This window comes from Cyclobacterium xiamenense, assembly GCF_042140265.1.
GTDB classification, from domain to species: domain Bacteria; phylum Bacteroidota; class Bacteroidia; order Cytophagales; family Cyclobacteriaceae; genus Cyclobacterium; species Cyclobacterium xiamenense_A.
This window is the reverse complement of record NZ_CP159481.1, coordinates 4,524,864-4,543,615: the sequence shown is the minus strand read 5'-3', so window position 1 is coordinate 4,543,615 and position 18,752 is coordinate 4,524,864. Positions and strand designations below refer to the sequence as shown.

General features: G+C 51.2%; 10 protein-coding genes and 1 pseudogene. 10 read left to right on the top strand and 1 reads right to left on the bottom strand.

Annotated features, from left to right (window positions below):
• Positions 1-122 precede the first annotated feature (122 nt).
• The 3 genes and pseudogenes from ABWH99_RS18545 (at position 123) to ABWH99_RS18535 (ending at position 3,761) form a co-directional block, all read left to right on the top strand.
• Positions 123-1,676 (top strand): glycoside hydrolase, encoded by a 1,554-nt coding sequence (locus tag ABWH99_RS18545; protein ID WP_375583302.1) that lies wholly within the window; start codon positions 123-125, stop codon positions 1,674-1,676.
• Positions 1,677-1,930: 254 nt separating this feature from the next.
• Positions 1,931-2,956: pseudogene (locus tag ABWH99_RS18540) on the top strand (DUF885 family protein); the annotation flags it as partial.
• Positions 2,937-3,761: a DUF885 family protein gene (locus tag ABWH99_RS18535; protein ID WP_375583301.1), complete on the top strand. Its 825-nt coding sequence runs from the start codon at positions 2,937-2,939 to the stop codon at positions 3,759-3,761. The pseudogene ABWH99_RS18540 and the gene ABWH99_RS18535, both read left to right, overlap by 20 nt.
• A 190-nt stretch (positions 3,762-3,951) precedes the next feature.
• On the opposite strand, the gene ABWH99_RS18530 is transcribed toward ABWH99_RS18535, so the two are convergent.
• Entirely contained in the window at positions 3,952-5,370 is a 1,419-nt protein-coding gene (locus tag ABWH99_RS18530; RefSeq protein WP_375583300.1) for a sulfatase-like hydrolase/transferase, read from the bottom strand.
• 450 nt (positions 5,371-5,820) lie between these two features.
• Between ABWH99_RS18530 and ABWH99_RS18525 the strand changes: the two genes are divergently transcribed.
• From ABWH99_RS18525 to ABWH99_RS18495, 7 genes are all read left to right on the top strand, one after another.
• The gene (locus ABWH99_RS18525) at positions 5,821-9,228 is read left to right on the top strand and encodes a SusC/RagA family TonB-linked outer membrane protein (RefSeq protein WP_375583299.1); all 3,408 of its coding nucleotides are present in this window, start codon (positions 5,821-5,823) and stop codon (positions 9,226-9,228) included.
• Positions 9,229-9,258: 30 nt separating this feature from the next.
• Positions 9,259-10,839 (top strand): SusD/RagB family nutrient-binding outer membrane lipoprotein, encoded by a 1,581-nt coding sequence (locus ABWH99_RS18520; RefSeq protein WP_375583298.1) that lies wholly within the window; start codon positions 9,259-9,261, stop codon positions 10,837-10,839.
• 166 nt (positions 10,840-11,005) lie between these two features.
• Positions 11,006-12,577 (top strand): arylsulfatase, encoded by a 1,572-nt coding sequence (locus tag ABWH99_RS18515; protein ID WP_375583297.1) that lies wholly within the window; start codon positions 11,006-11,008, stop codon positions 12,575-12,577.
• 77 nt (positions 12,578-12,654) lie between these two features.
• Positions 12,655-14,004, top strand: a complete 1,350-nt coding sequence (locus ABWH99_RS18510; RefSeq protein ID WP_375583296.1) for a DUF1593 domain-containing protein — start codon at positions 12,655-12,657, stop codon at positions 14,002-14,004.
• Entirely contained in the window at positions 14,001-15,407 is a 1,407-nt protein-coding gene (locus ABWH99_RS18505) for a hypothetical protein (protein WP_375583295.1), read from the top strand. The genes ABWH99_RS18510 and ABWH99_RS18505 overlap by 4 nt, the downstream gene beginning before the upstream one ends.
• Positions 15,408-15,514: 107 nt before the next feature.
• On the top strand, positions 15,515-17,434 hold the full coding sequence (locus tag ABWH99_RS18500) for a sulfatase-like hydrolase/transferase (RefSeq protein ID WP_375583294.1): 1,920 nt from the start codon (positions 15,515-15,517) through the stop codon (positions 17,432-17,434).
• 215 nt (positions 17,435-17,649) lie between these two features.
• Positions 17,650-18,747, top strand: a complete 1,098-nt coding sequence (locus ABWH99_RS18495; RefSeq protein WP_375583293.1) for a PAS domain S-box protein — start codon at positions 17,650-17,652, stop codon at positions 18,745-18,747.
• Positions 18,748-18,752: the final 5 nt, after the last annotated feature.

Here is an 18,752-nt window from a genome sequence, read left to right as displayed (position 1 = left end):
GCGCCTTCGACAGGCTCGGCGGGCCCACAACCTACGGTTCGGTTAAGAAACCCGGGGCAATCCGCAGGATAATCGGTATCAATGAATAGCATTAAACGCATTCCATTAAACTCGCTACCTCTATGCCAAAACTGATTGTTGCCTTATGCTTTGCGCTTTTTTGGGGGCGGCTGTGGGCACAGGCATTCGTTCCGGAAAAACCGGATCCGGCCATGCTCACCCTAACGGTAGATCCGCAAATAAGCTATCAGACCATCGATCATTTCGGGGCCTCCGATGCCTGGTCCGGGCAGTTTGTGGGCAATTGGCCCGAACACAAAAAAAACGCCATTGCCGATTTACTATTTAGTAAAGAAAGGGACGGCAGAGGAGATCCCTTGGGTATTGGCCTATCCTTGTGGCGGATGAATCTGGGCGCTGGTAGCGCCGAGCAAGGGGCTGCAAGCGGAATAAAAGACCCCTGGAGAAGGGCACCTTCTTTTGTGGACAAAGATGGAAATTTCACCGTTAAAGGGCAAAAAGGGCAACTGTGGCTGGCCAATGCGGCTAAGAAAAGGCAGGTGGAATACCTGCTTGCGTTCATCAACAGCCCACCGGTCTGGCTAACCCGAAATGGAAAAGCCTTCGCAGATACCGGCAGACAATCCAACCTCGCACGGAAGAATTACGGTGCGTTTGCAGATTTTATAGTGGCTTCCCTGAAGGGTCTCCGGGAGCAGGGGCTGACCGTCGATTTCGTCAGTCCGGTCAATGAACCTCAATGGGACTGGGAGGATGGCGGGCAGGAAGGAACTCCCTTCTGGAACCACGAAATCGCAGGAATCGTCCGCTCCCTGAACGGAAAGTTGAAAAAGAGCGGTCTTTCTGCCAAGATCGATATTGCCGAGGCTGGCCAAATAGAATACCTATACGGGGAGCACAACCGCCCCGGGAGGTCCAATCAAATTGTTGAGTTTTTTGATAGCAGCAGCCCACATTTCCTTGGGGAGTTGGAACATGTGAGCAAGGCTATTTCCGGGCACAGTTACTTCACCACATCCCCTTTCCAGGAAGCAGTGAGGAAACGGGAATTACTGGCTACGGCCGTGCAGCAGGTCCCCGAATTGAAATACTGGATGTCCGAATACTGTATCCTCGGGGGAAACAATGGGGAAATCTCCGGTAACCGGAAGGATTTGGGAATGGCCCCTGCCCTGTACATGGCCCAAGTGATTCATAACGATCTGGTCGTGGCAAACGCCTCCGCCTGGCATTGGTGGTTGGCCATTTCTCCGTACGATTACAAAGACGGATTGGTATATATTTCCAAATCAGAAGCCGACGGGGAATTGGAAGAAAGCAAACTGCTGTGGGCCCTGGGAAATTACAGCCGTTTTATCCGACCCGGGTACCAGCGGATTTCCGCCAGGCTGCATGGGGAGAATGCTGCGAACGGGAACGTATTGGCTTCTGCCTACCGGGACCCCGACTCGGCGGGTCTGGTGGTTGTTCTGGTAAACGCAAACCCAACCGAGGCAAAGATAGCCTTGCAGCTGAAAAGCGGACAAACCGAGGGAAATTGGACGGCCTACCTTACCGATTCGGATCATGATCTGGCTTTCAGGGAAATTTCTACGTACAAAGAAGTATTGGTTCCCAGCGGTTCTGTGCTTACACTTACCAACGGCGTCTACTGAATCGGAAAGAAACCAATCTGGCGCTAGTCGGACCCGATGGGCCACTGCTCGACCGGACCCTCTGGAGACGGCGGGTTCATTTTTAGTTGGGGTAGTTGTTTTACCCAAAGGGTTGGTACCGGATGAGCCTACGGATACTGCGCCTTTGATGAATTTGCCGGTAGCAAGCAGGGTAGCCAAAAGGGATTACATACCGTATGAATAGTTAAAAAAATACGGTAATTTTGGTTATTTCACTAAACTTTCACTCGCCTATGAACCTCACCAAGACCTCTTCTATTCTGTTACTATCGCTTGTAACGCTTATTCTTCAGTGCAGTCCGGCAGGGGAAAAAAACCAGGATCTCAGCAGTGAGCTAAACGAATGGCTGGACCAGCAATACGAAGAATGGCTGCAGTTTAGCCCCTTGCAATTGACAGCGCAGGGCCGCAAAGAGCGGTACAGCGAAATCGACGACATGAGCGAGAAGGCCGCTAACGAAAAACTGGCCTGGCTGGAAGGCAGCGTGGCGGAAATGCAAGCGAAATTTCCGAAAGACCAACTCAACCCCGAAGCCCAGGTTTCGTACGAGCTATGGCAATACCAGTACGAGATCGCTCGGGAGGAAGCTAAATACCGGCAATACCCCTACGTTTTTCACCAAATGGGCGGGGTCCACGCCGGTCTGCCCAATACGCTGATCAATTACCACAAGGTGCAGGAACCCGCAGACATGGAGGCGCTGATAAGCAGAATAGGCGAAACCGGCAGAGCCATTCGTCAACTACTGGTACGGGCAAAAAAACAGGCAGATGCCGGTATCCGACCTCCTCGATTTGCCTATGAGATCGTTATTCCTCAGGCAGAGGCGCTTATTCAAGGGAAACCGTTCGATTCGGGAGAACAGGGTTCGCCCTTGTGGACCGATGCCCTGACCAAAATCGATCAGCTGCTGGCAGCTGATAAAATTGATGAAAATCAGGCAGCTGCTTTTCGGGAATCTACTGAAACAGCATTGAACGAGCAATTTAAACCTGCCTACGAAGCCTTGATTGCCTGGCTAAAGGATCAGCTTCCCGAGCTGGAAGAAACGCCTACGGGGGTCAGCAGGCATCCGAATGGAGAGGACTACTACCAACTCCGGTTGAAGGTGTCGACGACCACCGACCTCACGGCCGAACAGATCCACCAAATAGGGCTGGAAGAAGTAGACCGCATCCAACAGGAAATGCTGGAAATCAAAGAAAAAGTAGGTTTTCAAGGTAGTCTGGAGGAGTTTTTTGAATTTATCAATACCGACGAACAGTTTTTCTACCCCAATACGGATAGCGGAAGGCAGGCCTACCTGGACGATTTCGAAGGCTTTTTTGGATGCGATTACGGAAAGGCTTCCCGACTATTTTGGTCTGTTGCCCAAAGCAGAATTGCAGGTCAGGCGGGTGGAGGCCTTCCGAGAGCAGGACGGAGCACCCCAGCATTATTCGCGGGGAACACCGGACGGCTCGCGAAAGGGAACCTATTATGCCCACCTGTCAGACATGCGCGCCATGCCCAAGTCAACGATGGAAGGTGTGGCCTACCACGAGGGTAATCCTGGCCACCACATGCAGGTTTCCATCGCCCAGGAGCTGACAGGCATACCCAAATTCCGCACGCAAATGGGTTTCAACGCGTACGTAGAAGGCTGGGCCTTGTACGCCGAGGTACTTGCCAGGGAAATGGGGGGCTACGAAAATCTGTACTACGACTTTGGGCGCCTGGTTAACGAAATCTGGCGGGCCATCCGTCTGGTGGTAGATACAGGGCTGCATGCCAAAGGATGGACGGAAGAAGAGGCCATGCGTTATTTTTCGGAAAATTCCTCCATTTCTGAGGGGGCGATCAGAGCCGAAGTGCGCCGATACATGGTGATTCCCGGGCAGGCCACCGGCTATAAAATTGGGATGCTAAAAATTCAGGAACTGCGTGCATTGGCTGAACAGGAGCTGGGTGAGCAATTTGACCTTGCCGGTTTCCACGATACGATTTTGGGTGGGGGAGCCCTTCCTCTGGGGATTTTGGAAGCCGAGGTAAAGCGGTGGATTGCCGGGGTGAAAGGATCCTAGATCCTGCCTTTTTTCCTTTAGGCGCTGAGGATATTTCAATAGCTTTCGAGGACTACGTTACCTTGAACGTGTTCGTCTTGGACCTGCGATACCGGCACGTTCGGGAAACGACTACCGGAGAGTGAATGGCCCGATAGCTTTTGCATTTCCGCACATCTGAAATTCCCCGATCTCCCCGGAAGAAAAACGCTTACGGTTTTGTATCCATTTCCTTCTCCCAGGCATCTCGCGCTTGGAATAGTTCCCGGACCAACTGCGGATAGTCTTGCTTTAAATCGCTTGTTTCAGACAGATCTCTTTCGAGGTTGTAGAGTGCGAGGGAGCCGTTTTCCCGATCTTCCAGTAGTTTCCAGGGACCTTTTCTCACGGCAATGGCTTCTGGCGTCCGCCAAAACAGGGTTCGCTCCGGCATGACTTTTCCCGAAAGCAAAACCGAAAGAAAGCTCTGGCCATCCAGACGATCCGCTCCTTTCGGATCAGGGAGGGGCTGATCGGTCAAATCAAGAAAGGTTGGCAGCAGGTCGAACGAGGCTAGCGTTGCCTCAGAGCGACTACCGGCCCTAATCTTACCGGGCCACCAGGCGATGCTGGGTACCCGGTGTCCTCCTTCGTACAAATCGGCCTTTTCTCCGCGAAGCAGGCCGTTGGAACCCACAGCAGGCCAGGTATCTCCCTGGTAACTCAGGTACTGTCCGTTGTCGGCGGTGAAAAAGATCAGCGTGTTTTGGTTCAGCCCAGCTGTTTTGAGGTAGGCCATGAGTTTGCCCACATTGCGGTCGAGTGCTTCGATCATCGCCACCAGGGCGTCCGGAACTTCAGCGGGGGCATGGGGCCCTAATTTACTCGCCGGGCCTGGCTTGCTGGAGGTGTAATCGGTCCCTTCTATCCGTGTTTCCAATGCACCGTCCTCTGGGGATTGCCAGGGAAAGTGGACCCCCAGGTGGGCCATGTAAACAAAAAACGGCTGGGTTCTGTGTCTTTTTATGAATTGAATGCCGTTATCGGTAATTACATCTGTGGTATACCCCTCCTGAAAACTTAGGCGTTTGTTATGCCACCAATCCGAATAACCGTGACGATCCAGTTTGGTGAAATAATCGCCGTCCCCAGAGGTCAGTCCTCTGAACTCATCAAATCCGAAATGAAGGGGGTTGGCGCTGGGGTGATTTCCCAAGTGCCATTTGCCAAAAAAAGCGGTGGCATAACCTGCCTTTCTGAGGTAGTCGGCCATGGTCGGCGAGGAATACAGCTCGTCCCCGGCAATGCCTTTGATCGCGCCGATTCCTTTTTCTTGCCAGTCCCCGGGTAAAGGATCCTCGATTCCGAGGCGTTGTTGGTACCTTCCGGTCAGCAAGGCCGCCCGGGTAGGCGAGCACATGGCCCCATTGCTGTGAAAGTCGGTAAATAGCATCCCTTCTTCGGCCAGTCGGTTGAGATGGGGTGTATGGGCTTTTCCCCCAAAATAGCCTCCCAAATCGCCGTACCCCAGGTCATCGGCCAATATGACAATTATATTGGGTCTGGTAAGGTGGGAATTACCGTCCTGCGCTTGTAGGTGCAAACCAACGAGCGCAAGGCAAACCGAGACCGCTAAACGATGGATTTTCATTTTCACAAATCGGATTTTTAATAATACGACAGCGCCTTCCTATCGGGCCATTGGCCGTTGCGGAAGCCGGGTGAATTTACGGAGCCTGTGGTGGAATATAGCATCGCGTTGCGGATCTCTCACCAGCAACTACGGGAACGAATGCTTCTCCAACCCAAATAAACACCCGATCAAAAATGCGCCAATTTCGGATATTTCCTTGAATTTTAAAAAAAAGTTCGTTAACAAAATAAAAAATTTGTTTAACTATTGGATTTTGTTTAAAAAAATTATGTAATTGACCTCTTAATTGTTTCTTGTAATTATTCGTCAAATGTAAAATTAGGTATTGCCTATGAGAGAAGTAGCCTGACAATCGTTGTCTATTGTCCAATCAACAAAATTTTAGTTAAAAATTTATCCAAATGTTCAGGCGTTGCCAAGGCGTACCTGGACCTGACCCATCAACAAATGAAAAATGAGAAAAAACTACTAGTAAGCTCCGTTGGCATAAAAAAGACGCTGTTCTTTTTGATTCAAGGGATTGTGCTGACCTGTGTCGTAGCTACACAGGCATTGGCTGCCGCCGGTTCGGCAGCACCTGCAGCGTTTGAAGCAGCTGCCGCTGACGTGGATATCCGGGTATCGGGTACCATTACCGATGAAAACAGTGCTCCCATGCCGGGAGTAACCATTACCGTGCAGGGAGCATCCATGGGTACGGTTTCCGATATTGAAGGAAAATACAGCCTGAATGCCCCGGATAATGCCACCCTGGTATTTTCTTTTATCGGTTTTAAAACCCAAACCATTCAGGTAGGAAACCGCAGCACCATCAACGTCACCATGCAGGAGGACGTAGGAAGCCTGGACGAGTTTGTGGTGACTTCTTTTGGCGTCGCCCGGGAGCAGCGCGCCCTAGGCTACGCTACCACTACCATTAAATCGGACGAATTGGTCAAGGTGGGGACCCCCAATGTGGCGACTGCCCTGTACGGAAAAGCCCCAGGTGTTCGGATTCAGGCGGGTGCCGGTGGTGCTACCTCTGCGGTAAACATCACCATTCGGGGAATCAACTCCATTACCGGAAGAAACCAACCGTTGATTATTCTGGACGGAGTTCCGATCCGGAACGAGGAGGTAAACAATACCAACTATTGGGGTGACCAACGGTTGCGAGGAAATGGCCTGCTGGACATCAACCCAGAAGACATTGCCGATATATCCATATTGAAAGGGGCTTCGGCGGCCGCATTGTACGGATCCGAAGCGGTAAACGGTGTGGTCTTGATCACTACCAAAAAGGGCACCTCCAAAGGGTTTACCGTTGACTTTAACGCCAATTACGCACAGGATCGCATCGCGTACCTGCCTCGGTACCAGAACGTTCGGGGACCAGGTGCTCCCCAGCACGTACAGGCGCTGAGCTTTGCAAACAATGGCGTAAACGAAGACGGCTTCTTCATTTACGAAGACGGTTCTCGTGGCCTTCCCAATACGAATATCAATTACGGCCCGAGATTTGACGGGCAGCCTGCTCGGTCATGGGATGGGGAAATGAGACCCTACGTGGCGCAGGAAGACAACTATTCGGCCCTGTTTAACGATCCCATCAGTTCTCAGGTGAACGTAGCCATCTCGAATTCTACGGATGTAGCGGATTTTCGGGTGTCGTTGACCCGACAGGATAACGAAGCGTTGAGTTTGAATTCCAAAAACAGCAAGAATATTGCGAATTTGAATGCCACCTTCCGCGTGTCGAAAAAAATTCGGACGGATGTGATGGTAAACTACATCAACCAGTACACGGCCAACCGCCCGTATTCCGTAGACCGGCTGATCAATAATTTTGGTGGAATGATGACCCGCTTTGATAACGGTGCCTGGTACCTGGACAAATACAAGACCAGCCTCGGCTACCGCTTTGTGACCGGAAACGGACAAAGCCTAACTCCCGATGAGAACATTACCCTAAACGGGTTTCAGGGAGCTATTGGCGATTATGTTTGGCGGGTAAATGAGCACCGGGCATCTGAGTTGAGCAACCGGGTTATTGGTAGCATTACCAATTTCATTGATTTTACAGACGAATTGACGCTGCGAGCCAGGATTTCCACAGATTTTACCTATAGAAATAGCGAGAATGAGACATCGACAACACGTCCTTTGGCTTTTGGCCCTTCGGGAGGTTTCAGCATGTCTAACGAGACCTTTAATATCCTCTACGGAGATTTATTGCTAACCTACCGTAAGCAGCTGACCGATGATTTTACCTTCAGCGCAATGGCAGGCTATACCGCCAATAAGGAGAGCTTTTCCATGGTGTCCCGAGGGACCAACGGCGGCTTGAGTTCCGAAAACCTTTTCGATATCGTTGCCTCGGTCAACATACCAAACAATGGCTCCAGAAGAACTTCTCGTGTAATTGACGCGGCATTGGGTACCGTAAACCTGGACTACAAAGGTATCTTGTTTGTAGAAGGAACCATTCGTAGGGACCGCACCTCCACCATGAATCCGGATAACAACGCCTTTGTCTACCCTTCGGCCAATACCAGCTTTATCTTGTCAGATGCAGTGGACCTGCCCAGTTTTGTTAGTTTTGCCAAACTTCGTGGATCCTGGGGTATCGTAGGTAACTATCCGGATGTGTACCGGGCCAATATTGCCTATAACCAAAACACGCTTGGCGTACAGCAGCCAGGAGGATCCCCGGTTTTGTATACCAATATTCCCAGCAGTTTTGGAAACGACGGCATTCGCCCCGAACAAAAGCATGAATTTGAGCTGGGATTGGATAGTAAATTCTTCGCAGGCAGACTTGGACTTGAGTTTTCTTACTACAACGCGCAGATTCGCGACCAGATCCTACCCTTGACTTTGCCTGCTACCTCCGGAGCGAACTCCGTACTGGCGAATATCGGTACGCTGCGAAACAAAGGAATCGAAATCGCATTAAACGGAACCCTGTACCAGGGACGTGGCCTTACCTGGATGGCGGGAGTAAATTTTGCCCGTAACATGAACATGGTAGAGAAACTAGCCAACAATGCCACCGAATTGTTACACGCCGATTACGATGGCAATGCGGCGCAGCTTCGTTCCGTTGTAGGCCGCCCCATGGGAGATTTCTTCGCCCGTCCGGTAGAGACCAATGCCAACGGAGAAAAAATCGTGCAGCCAAACGGGATGTATAAAATCGACGCCAACAATTGGATTTTGGCAGGAAACGCCATGCCCAAAGCAGTGGGTGGAATCTTCAATAATCTTGCCTACAAAAATTTCTCGTTGGACATCTTGGCGGATTTCCAGATCGGAGGACACGTGATGCCTACCGGTATCAACTGGATGATCAGTAGGGGATTGACCGAAGAAAGCTTGAAGTACATGGATGCGGAAAGCGGCGGATTGGCGTACTACGTCGATGCCGACGGCAAGGGCGTTCAGACTTCCAGCCCTCAAGGACCCAATGGCGAGACCGTATACAATGACGGCATGCTGATGGAAGGTGTGACTGCCGATGGCAATCCCAATACCAACGTGATTTCCCAAGCCATGTACTACCAACGAACCTACAACTGGGGTGGTCCGCAATACAGTCAGGCCAGATACGAGCTGTACATCAAGGAAAATACCTACCTGAAATTGCGTGAGCTATCTCTGGGGTACCAGGTACCTACGGCTATCGCTCAGAAATTGGGAGCTACGAGTATCAACGTTTCTGCGTTTGGACGAAACCTGTTTTTCTTCTACCGAAACATCAAGGATCTCGATCCTGAAGTGTTGACAGGTGGCTCCAGGTGGTCGCAAACGCTGACCAGCGCTGGAACGAATCCGGCCACACGTACCGTAGGTTTAATGCTTAGGGCGAGATTCTAAGCGGTCGTTTTACTAAAAAATATACGCATTATGAAAAATAAACTAGTCATACTGAGTCTCGCACTGCTTATCGGTCTCGCGGGCTGTCAGTATTCCGAATTTGAGGAGAATTATACCGATCCTTCCAAGGTATCGGAAACCTCTGTAGAAAAGCAATTTACCGGTTTCATGATTGCAAACCGGACGTACGTACTTCCCAGTTATTGGAATTATTTCGTGGTATTGCGCATCACGCTGAACCGCTATACACAAGCGGTTGGATGGGCCAACGAGGAGAACCAGTACGTACCCGGTTCCGCTGCCATTAACGACCGATGGAATAACTACTATCAGTTCCTCGCACAGTACCGCGAGCTGGAAAAGGTGTATGCGGAACTCACCGATGTTCAGAAGCAGAATAACCGCGTGTTCATGATCGCGGCGGCCACCTATTTGTACGACCATACCCAGAAAATCGTGGATTTGCACGGCGCTATTCCGTTTTCTGAAGCGGGTATGTTGAGTACCAATGGCGGTGATTTCGGAAAATCCTATCCGGGTTACGACGAACCACAGGCCATCTACACGAAGATGTTGGATGACCTGGCAGGGTTTGCGGATGAGCTGCGTACCATGACCATCAATCCGGGAATTCTGACCGGTTTCCAAACCCAGGACCTGATTAACCGTGGGGATATCGACATGTGGTTGAAATACATCAACTCGCTACGTCTGCGCATGTTGACCCGGGTAAGTGGAACCTCGGAATTCTCTTCCCGAGCGACCGCGGAGATCAACGCGATTTTGTCGAACCCCACCAACTATCCCATCGTGTCTTCCAATGCGGATAACATCACTTTCCGGAAGCATGAATTGGGAACCCTAATCGGTGCCAATGATTTTCAAACGGGTCTCGAAGACTGGAACGGTAACATAGCCGGTAAAGTGATTTTGGAACACATGCTCACCAACGGCGATCCCCGACTTTCCTATGTCTTTGAGCCAGGCGAAGCAGCCGAGGGCGAATACATCGGACTGGATCCGTTTTTGAGCTCTTCTGAACAGACCGAATTGATCGGCTCCAATACGGTAGCCATTTACAATCGGTCTACACTGAGCCGAAACCAGTATTTCCCCGGAATGCTGATCAATTCCAGCCAGGTTCATTTTATGGCCGCCGAGCACTACCTCAAGGCCGGGCAGGATGCACAGGCAAAGGCGCATTACGAGACGGGAATACGGGAGTCCGTTCATTACTACGACATGCTTCGTGGCATGAGTAATAACAATGTTTCTCCCGAGCCTACCGCTCCGACGGATGCAGCCATCGATGCTTACCTTGCCGATGCCGACATCAGCTGGGACGGGGCTGCCGACATGAACGAAAAGATGGAGCGGATCGCTCAGCAGCGCTGGCTGCATTTCAACGTGGTGCAGCCCAACGAAAACTGGGCGGAAATGCGGCGTGTGGATGAATTTGAGCTTGAGTTCTGGGAAGATAGCTCCAATCCGCAAAGCCTTCCCCCCAACCGATGGATTTACCCCGGATCGGAAGCTACTTATAACCTGGAAAACTACCAGCGCGTACAAGCGAACGATAATCTAACTACGCCCCTTTTCTGGGACAATTAATTATCGGCAATTACAGGTATTCCTGAGATAAAAAGGGCACCCCCACCGGGTGCCCTTCTTTTTTGCCCGGCGTCCCAGGCAGGCTGCAACTGGAAAATCGACTGACCCTGGCGAACGGATTTGATAAAAAATTTCTATCTTGTTTATAAAATTTTACACACCCTAAATGAATGGTTCTTACATGGCTCGATTTACATTGACAATACCCCTGATTTTCAGCTGTATTTTTACTTTTTTTTCCGGCTGTTCCTCCGAAAAGAATGAGGAGGAAAACCCCGCAAAAAAGCCCAATATCATTGTCATCTACATGGATGACCTGGGATATGGGGACATGAGTGCTTACGAGGCCGGTAGCCTGGAAACCCCAAACATGGATTTTTTAGCAAATGGAGGGATGAAATTCACGAAGGCCTACGCTTCCTCGGCTACCTGTACCCCCAGTCGCTATGCCTTGCTCACCGGAACCTATCCCTGGAGAAACAAAGAGGCGAAAATTTTGCCGGGAACCGCTCCTTTGGTCATTGGTACGGATGAATTGACCCTTCCGAAAATGTTAAAGAAGCAAGGCTATACCACCGCCGTCGTGGGCAAGTGGCACCTGGGTCTGGGGACCGGGCAAGTAAACTGGAACGAACCGATCAGCCCGGGACCGAATGAAGTGGGCTTCGATTATTCCTATATCATGGCGGCTACCCAAGATCGGGTGCCCACCGTCTACCTGGAAAACGGGTTGGTACAGGGCTTGGACCCCGACGATCCCATTGAAGTCAGCTATAGCGAAAATTTTGACGGAGAGCCCACCGGCAAAGACAACCCCGAGTTATTATCCATGAATTGGCACCACGGGCACAACAACAGCATCGTCAATGGAATCCCACGAATTGGCTTTATGAAAGGTGGCGAGAAGGCTCGATGGGTGGACGTAGACATGGCCGATCATTTTTTGGAAAAGGCCAGCGCTTACGTTCGGCAAGATCGGGAAGAACCGTTTTTTCTATACTATGCCTTTCAGCAACCCCATGTGCCGCGCACGCCGCATCCACGATTTGAAGGCAAGTCGGGCATGGGCCCGAGGGGAGACGTGATTTTGGAAGCAGATTGGTGCATTGGACAATTTATGGAAACCCTTAAGGAAGAGGGCTTGCTCGAAAATACCCTGCTGGTATTCAGCAGTGACAACGGCCCGGTACTCAACGACGGCTATTACGACGAAGCGGTAGAAAAACTAGGCAACCATACGCCCTGGGGACCCTTCCGAGGAGGGAAATACAGTTTGTTTGAGGCCGGCACCCGGCTACCTTTCATTACCTACTGGAAGGGGACCATCGAGCCGGGAGAATCGGATGCGCTCGTTAGCCAATTGGATTTGCTAAATTCCCTGGCCGCCTTGACGGGAAGTACCGAACGCAGCCTGGATGGAAAAGACCTGATGGATACTTTTCTCGGTAAGTCGGAGCAGGGGAGGGAGTCCCTGGTATTGGAAGCTACCAGCCGTACTGCATTCAGGCAAGGCGACTGGGCGCTTATCCCTCCCTACGAAGGGCCGGCAGTTAATACGCAGGTAAACATTGAGTTGGGAAACGATGCGGAGTTTCAGTTGTATGATTTGAGCCAGGATCCGGGACAGCGGGAGAACCTGGCGGACAAACATCCCGAAAAGCTAAAAGCCTTGTTGCAGGATTTTATTGAGATCCGTGGGGAAGGTTTTGTGAATACCGAGGCGCTGGAACTGAAGTAATACAGGTAGGCAAGTTGCGTCGGTGGATACCCAGGTCTCCCCGACAGCCGCAGCCTACCGTTTAAAGAAATCATCAAATGAAAGGATATTCCTACCTAATCGTTTCGTTGTTGTTCGGCTTTTTTCTGCCGGGCAATGGAAGCTGCCAGCAGAAACCACGGGTAATCGTGTTGACGGATATCGGAGGAGATACCGATGACGAGCAGAGCCTGACCCGCTTCTTGTATTATGCAGATCATTTTGACATCCTGGCATTGTGTGCCACGAGTAGGATGGGGCACGGGCAAGACGTCCGACCGGAAATCATCCGGGGACACCTGGCTGCTTACGAAGAAATTTACCCCAACTTGCGCTTACATTCCGATGATTTTCCCCATCCAGACTCCCTATTGTCCCGGGTGCGCGAAGGCCTGGGCAATTCCAAAGACCTTGGAGAAGGTTTGGATAGCGAAGCCTCCGAAGCCATTATTGAATGGGTTGACCGATCGGAGCAGCTGGTCCATATCCCGGTTTGGGGCGGTACGCGCGAACTGGCACAAGCACTCTGGCGGGTAAAGCAAACCCGGTCATCGGAGGAAGTGGATGCCTTTTGCAGGAAAATTCAGGTGCATGCGATCGGTGATCAGGACGGGCACCGGGAGTACCTACTATCCGAGTTTAAGGCACTGAACCTGATTGCCAATGGTTTTGCCTGGCAGGGCTTTACGGGGATACGGGAGCTATCCGTCTTTCGGGGCATGTACATGACCGGCGACCAAAGCATGCAGGACGGTGATTGGGTGCGGGCGAATATCCACGGAAATGGGCCGCTCAGCGAGCGGTATCAGCTGCACGGACATGGAACGAACGGGATGAAAGAAGGGGACAGTCCTTCTTTCATGGGTCTGCTTGCTAACGGGCTGAACGTACCGGATCGCCCGGAATGGGGCGGCTGGGGAGGTCGGTACCGACGGCTACGTGGAAATCTCTTCATAGACGCGCCGGATTTTCTGGACGGTACCCTCAACGAACGTCACTCCGTGGCACGCTGGCGGAAGGCGTTTCAATCCGATTTTATGGCCCGGGTGCAATGGGCCCATCGCTCCTACGGAGAGGCGAACCACAATCCCGTACCTGTAGTGAATGGGCAATCCGGTCCCGAACCTCTGCTCATTTCTGCGAAAGCTGGGGAACAGGTACGTCTGGAGACGCAGGGAACCTACGACCCCGACGGGCAGGAACTGGTATTCCACTGGTGGGTATACGAGGAGATTTACCGGCCCGAGACGGACCTTCGGATGGCTTACGAAGCAGGTGGCGAAGCCCTGAGGTTTACCATGCCGGTCCTGCCTCCCAAAAAAGCGGTGCACCTGATTCTTGAAGTGCGTGATGTCGGCCTCCCCTCCCTGACTGCATACAAGCGTATCCTGCTAACTTCTCCGGAATGAAAGTATTTACTGGCGATATGGTTTTTTTTCTGGTCTTGCTGCTGACCGCTTGTGCGTCCCCATCCACTGAACGGATGGTACCGGAAGCGCGCTCCGGAATCCGGCCCTGGGCCGAGAATTCCGCTTATTGGGAATACCGGGGCAAACCGGTGCTCCTGCTGGGCGCTACGGACAATGACAATTTATTTCAGAACGCTCACCTAAAATCCCACCTGGATAGCCTGCATGCCGTGGGAGGAAATTACATCCGCAACACCATGAGCGATCGGGATCCGGGGGATCTGCGCGCTTTTGCCCGAAACGAGGAGGGGACTTACGATCTGAATGCTTGGAACGAAGCCTATTGGCGCCAACTGGACAGCTTGTTGCATTGGACGTCGGAGCGAGATATTGCGGTTCAGATTGAAATATGGGACCGCTTTGACCATTCCCGCGACAATTGGCTAACGGATCCCTACCACCCGGCCAATAACATTAATTATACCTACGAAACCTCAGGACTGGATAGCTTGTATCCCAAGCATCCCAGAGCAAATGAGCAGCCTTTTTTTTACACCGTACCGGCCTTGGAAAATAATCGGGAGGTCTTGGCCTATCAGGAAGCATTTGTGCGAAAACTGTTGGAGCATACGCTGGAACACGATCACGTTCTGTATTGTATTGATAACGAAACCAAGGGGGAGGATGAATGGGCGCTTTACTGGGCTGCATTTTTAAAAAAAGAGGCAGGGGAAAAGGAAATAATGATCACCCAGATGTGGGACGATTGGGATATTACCTCTGCCATGCATCGGAGAACCCTCGATCGACCGGATACCTATTCCTACACCGATATGTCTCAAAACAGCCATAATACCGGGCAACAAAACTGGGACAAGGCCCGGGCCATCTTTGAGTACATCGAAGCCAATCCCAGACCAGTCAACAGCACCAAAATTTATGGCAGTAGTACCAGTTCCTGGGTGAACCGGGGAATTGACGGCAGGCATGCGGTAGAAACGTTCTTTCGCAATATCCTTGGCGGCTTTGCATCGAGCCGCTTTCATCGTCCGCCATCCGGTCTGGGGCTCTCGATTCCCTCCATGCGGGCCATCGCATCGGTAAGAAAAGTGGAGCAAAAAGTACGTTTTTGGGAAATGCAGCCGCGCATGGACCTGCTTATTGGCCGGGAGGAAAACGAAGCGTATTGTGCTGCCCAAGAGGGCAAGTACTACCTGATTTATTTCCCGGACCAGGGAGAAGTAGGCCTGGATATTTCCGCCCTGGACGGACCCGCTGCGCTGCATTGGCTTTCGGTAAGCGAGGCCAAATGGCTGTCTTCCAACGATATTCCCGATGGAAAAACCGTCCAATTGAAAAGTCCGGTGCGAAACGGCAGCCTGGCATTACTGGTTAGAGAGTGAAGCCATCAAACCAACATCAATGCTGCCGAAAACCTATGCGGTAAGCCGGCCATTGGTGCAGGGGTTTGCAGGCTTATGAAAAAAAGGAAAAGGTAAGAAAACAAAACATGAACCGTACAGCCTATACAACGCCTGGCGGACGCAGCCTCCAATCGTTGCTGCTGCTTCTCTTTGGATTGGTCGCCTGTGGTGCGCCCGAAGCCTCGTTGGATCGCCCCAATATTCTATGGATTTCCCATGAAGACCTGAGTCCCATATACGGCTGCTATGGTGACAGCTATGCACAGACCCCAACTATTGATCGTCTGGCGGAGAAGAGTATCCGGTTTACCCAGGCATTTTCCAATGCACCCATTTGCGCACCTGCGCGCTCCACGCTGATTACCGGCAGGTACGCAGTTTCGTTGGGAACACAGCATTTGCGCTCTGAAATTCCGGTGCCAGAGGGCATGAAAATTTTACCAGAGGTATTACGCGACGCCGGCTATTACACAAGTAACAATGTCAAAACCGACTATAATTTCGACCATCAGGGTCGCTGGGACGAAAGCAGCAGCGAAGCTCATTGGAGAAAGAGGCCGGAGGGAAAGCCTTTTTTTAGTGTTTTCAACTTTATGATGACCCACGAAGGCCCAACAAATGCCTTGCGGAGCAGCGATACCGAGTCGTTGGAGGACTTTCATGACCCCGAGCAGGCAGTGTTGCCACCCCACCTGCCCGACAGTCCTAAAATGAGAGAAATTTGGGCCCACATGTACGATTTGCTGGCGGTGTTCGATAGAGAGGTGGGTAGGCTTCTTGCCGAGTTGGAAGCAGATGGGCTGTTGGAGGAAACCATTGTGTTTGTTTTCTCGGATCACGGAAATGGCTTACCCGGGCACAAGCGATGGTTGGACAATGCCGGCTTGCAGGTCCCGTTTATTCTGCACGTGCCGGATAAATACAAGCACCTGACCAGCAATTTATCCGGCCGGGTGACGGACCACAAGGTGGGTTTCGTGGATTTCGCTCCTACGGTGATCCGACTGGCGGGTGCTGAAGTTCCGGATGCCATGGAGGGGAAAAGCTTTCTCGGAGAAACGGCCGAGGAAAAAGAGTTTATTTTTGGCTACCGGGACCGGGCGGACGATTGTTACGAAGTATCTCGTTCGGTATTTGATGGCAGGTACCTGTACGTACGGCATTTTATGCCGCAGTTGCCTTATTACCAGAATGCCTTGATTTTTAACAAAGGGGGGAGTTACGAAGAAATCAATCGCTTGCGGGCCCTGGGACAGTTGCCCGACCCGGTGTTACAGTTTTTTGCTCCCAAGCCGGTAGAGCTACTGTATGATTTGGAAAACGACCCTTTGGAACAGACCAACCTGATCGATCATCCGGAGGTAGCCGATCGGGTTTCGCGCTTGCGGGACGAATTGGATGCCTGGATGATCCGATATCGGGATACCGGGTTGATTTCTGAAGGTATCATGATGGCACAGGCCAAAGCGGCGGGGAAAAGCGTTTACGAAATCGCCCGGGACTATTCTTCCGAGCAGTTTCGCGCCATTCTGGAGGTAGCCCAATGGGTGGGACAGGTCGAGGATCCGGCCGTATTGGTGCCGTATTTTGATGCCGTGGAACCGGCTCAACGGTTTTGGTCCCTGGTTGCACTGGATGCCTATTCCGGAGAAATCGAGTCCGTATTGCCTGGGGTGCGCCGCCTCATGGACGACGATATGCCGGCCGTACGAACCAAAGCTGCCGAGATTTTGGCCAAGAGAAAAAATGATCCGCAGGCTTTTGCCGTGCTGGAACAAATGCTAAAACTCGAGGACGAAGTACAGGTGTTGCAGGCGGCGATCAGCGTGCGGCAGTTGGGAGAGAAAGCCCAACCCTTATTGGCTACCATTCAAAACGAGGTATTTCCAAACTATTCCGGGGAAATCTGGGGCCGGTACAAAAGCTGGAGTTATCCCATGTTTATCGGCATGGCATTGGACCAAACTCAAATAAACTGTGGCGTGGAGGTGGATACTCGTCGGTAAAGGAAGGCTTTTTTACCGAATCGGGCAGGCTGTGATCGATCAGGATGGATAATTTTTACCAACGCCGCATTCATTGACTAAAATAAATACCGTGAAATCGAAAAAAGAAGGAATTTGTTTGATAGTTTTACAAGAGGGAAGTAGCATTTTGTTTTTTTGGTTTTAGCATTTCGACTACTAAAACTGATTTTTAACGATAACCATCGGTCATTCTTATGCGTTCGATCAAAAAAAATGCAGACCCATTTGGTACCGCATCGTTCCGGATGGAATTGTTTTTTGACTTATCACTGGATTTATTATGTGTCGCGGGTTTTGACGGTTTTTTTAAGAAGGTCAATCCTGCCTTGAAAAAAGTGTTGGGCTATTCCGACGAGGAGCTGTATTCCCGGTCGATCAATACCTTTGTGCATCCCGACGATCAATCCCATACTTCCCGGTCTCGCGAAGCACTTGTTGCAGGTATGCCGCTGATGAATTTCGAAAACCGGTATTTATCCCGGGATGGAAACGTTCTTTGGTTTTCCTGGACATCGGTTCCGGATCAGGAACAGCAGCTGGTTTACGCGATTGCAAAAAACGTCACCCACCAGAAGAAAATCGAAGAGGAGCGGAATCTGCTGATTGCCAAATTAACGCGTTCCAACAAACAGTTGAAAGAATTGACCTTCACAACCTCGCACGATTTGCGTTCTCCGGTAAATAATTTACTGTCCTTATTTAGCTTGATCAATGCCGGGGGCATGGAAAAATCCGAAATGTCGGAATTCATTGATTTGATGCAGGTTTCTACCGAAGGACTAAAAAGCACACTCGATGGCTACCTGGACCATATGAGTCAGCGGGAGGCAGCGGCGGTACCGCTGGCACCGGTGGAACTACACAGCACCTTAAAGAAAGTCGTGCATTCCATCCGGTCGCTGATCGATACGTCAAAGACCCAAATCAGGACCGATTTTTCCGAGGCAGCTACGGTCAACTTCAATGCGGGTTACCTGGAAAGTATTTTTCTCAACCTGCTGACCAACTCCATTAAATATGCGAAGCCGGGGATTATTCCCCAAATTTCGATCCATTCACGGCTGGGTAGCGGAGGCACTCAGTTGGTTTTTTCTGACAACGGGATCGGTTTTGATACGGACAAGGTCGGAGACAGATTGTTTGGTTTCGGAGAAACGTTTCATTCGCACGCAGACAGCAAGGGCATTGGCCTTTATCTGGTACATAGCCACATCACAGCTCTGGGGGGCAAAATTGACCTGGACAGCAAACCGGGAGAAGGAGCCCAGTTTACCATGAGCTTTAAGGACTGATGCCG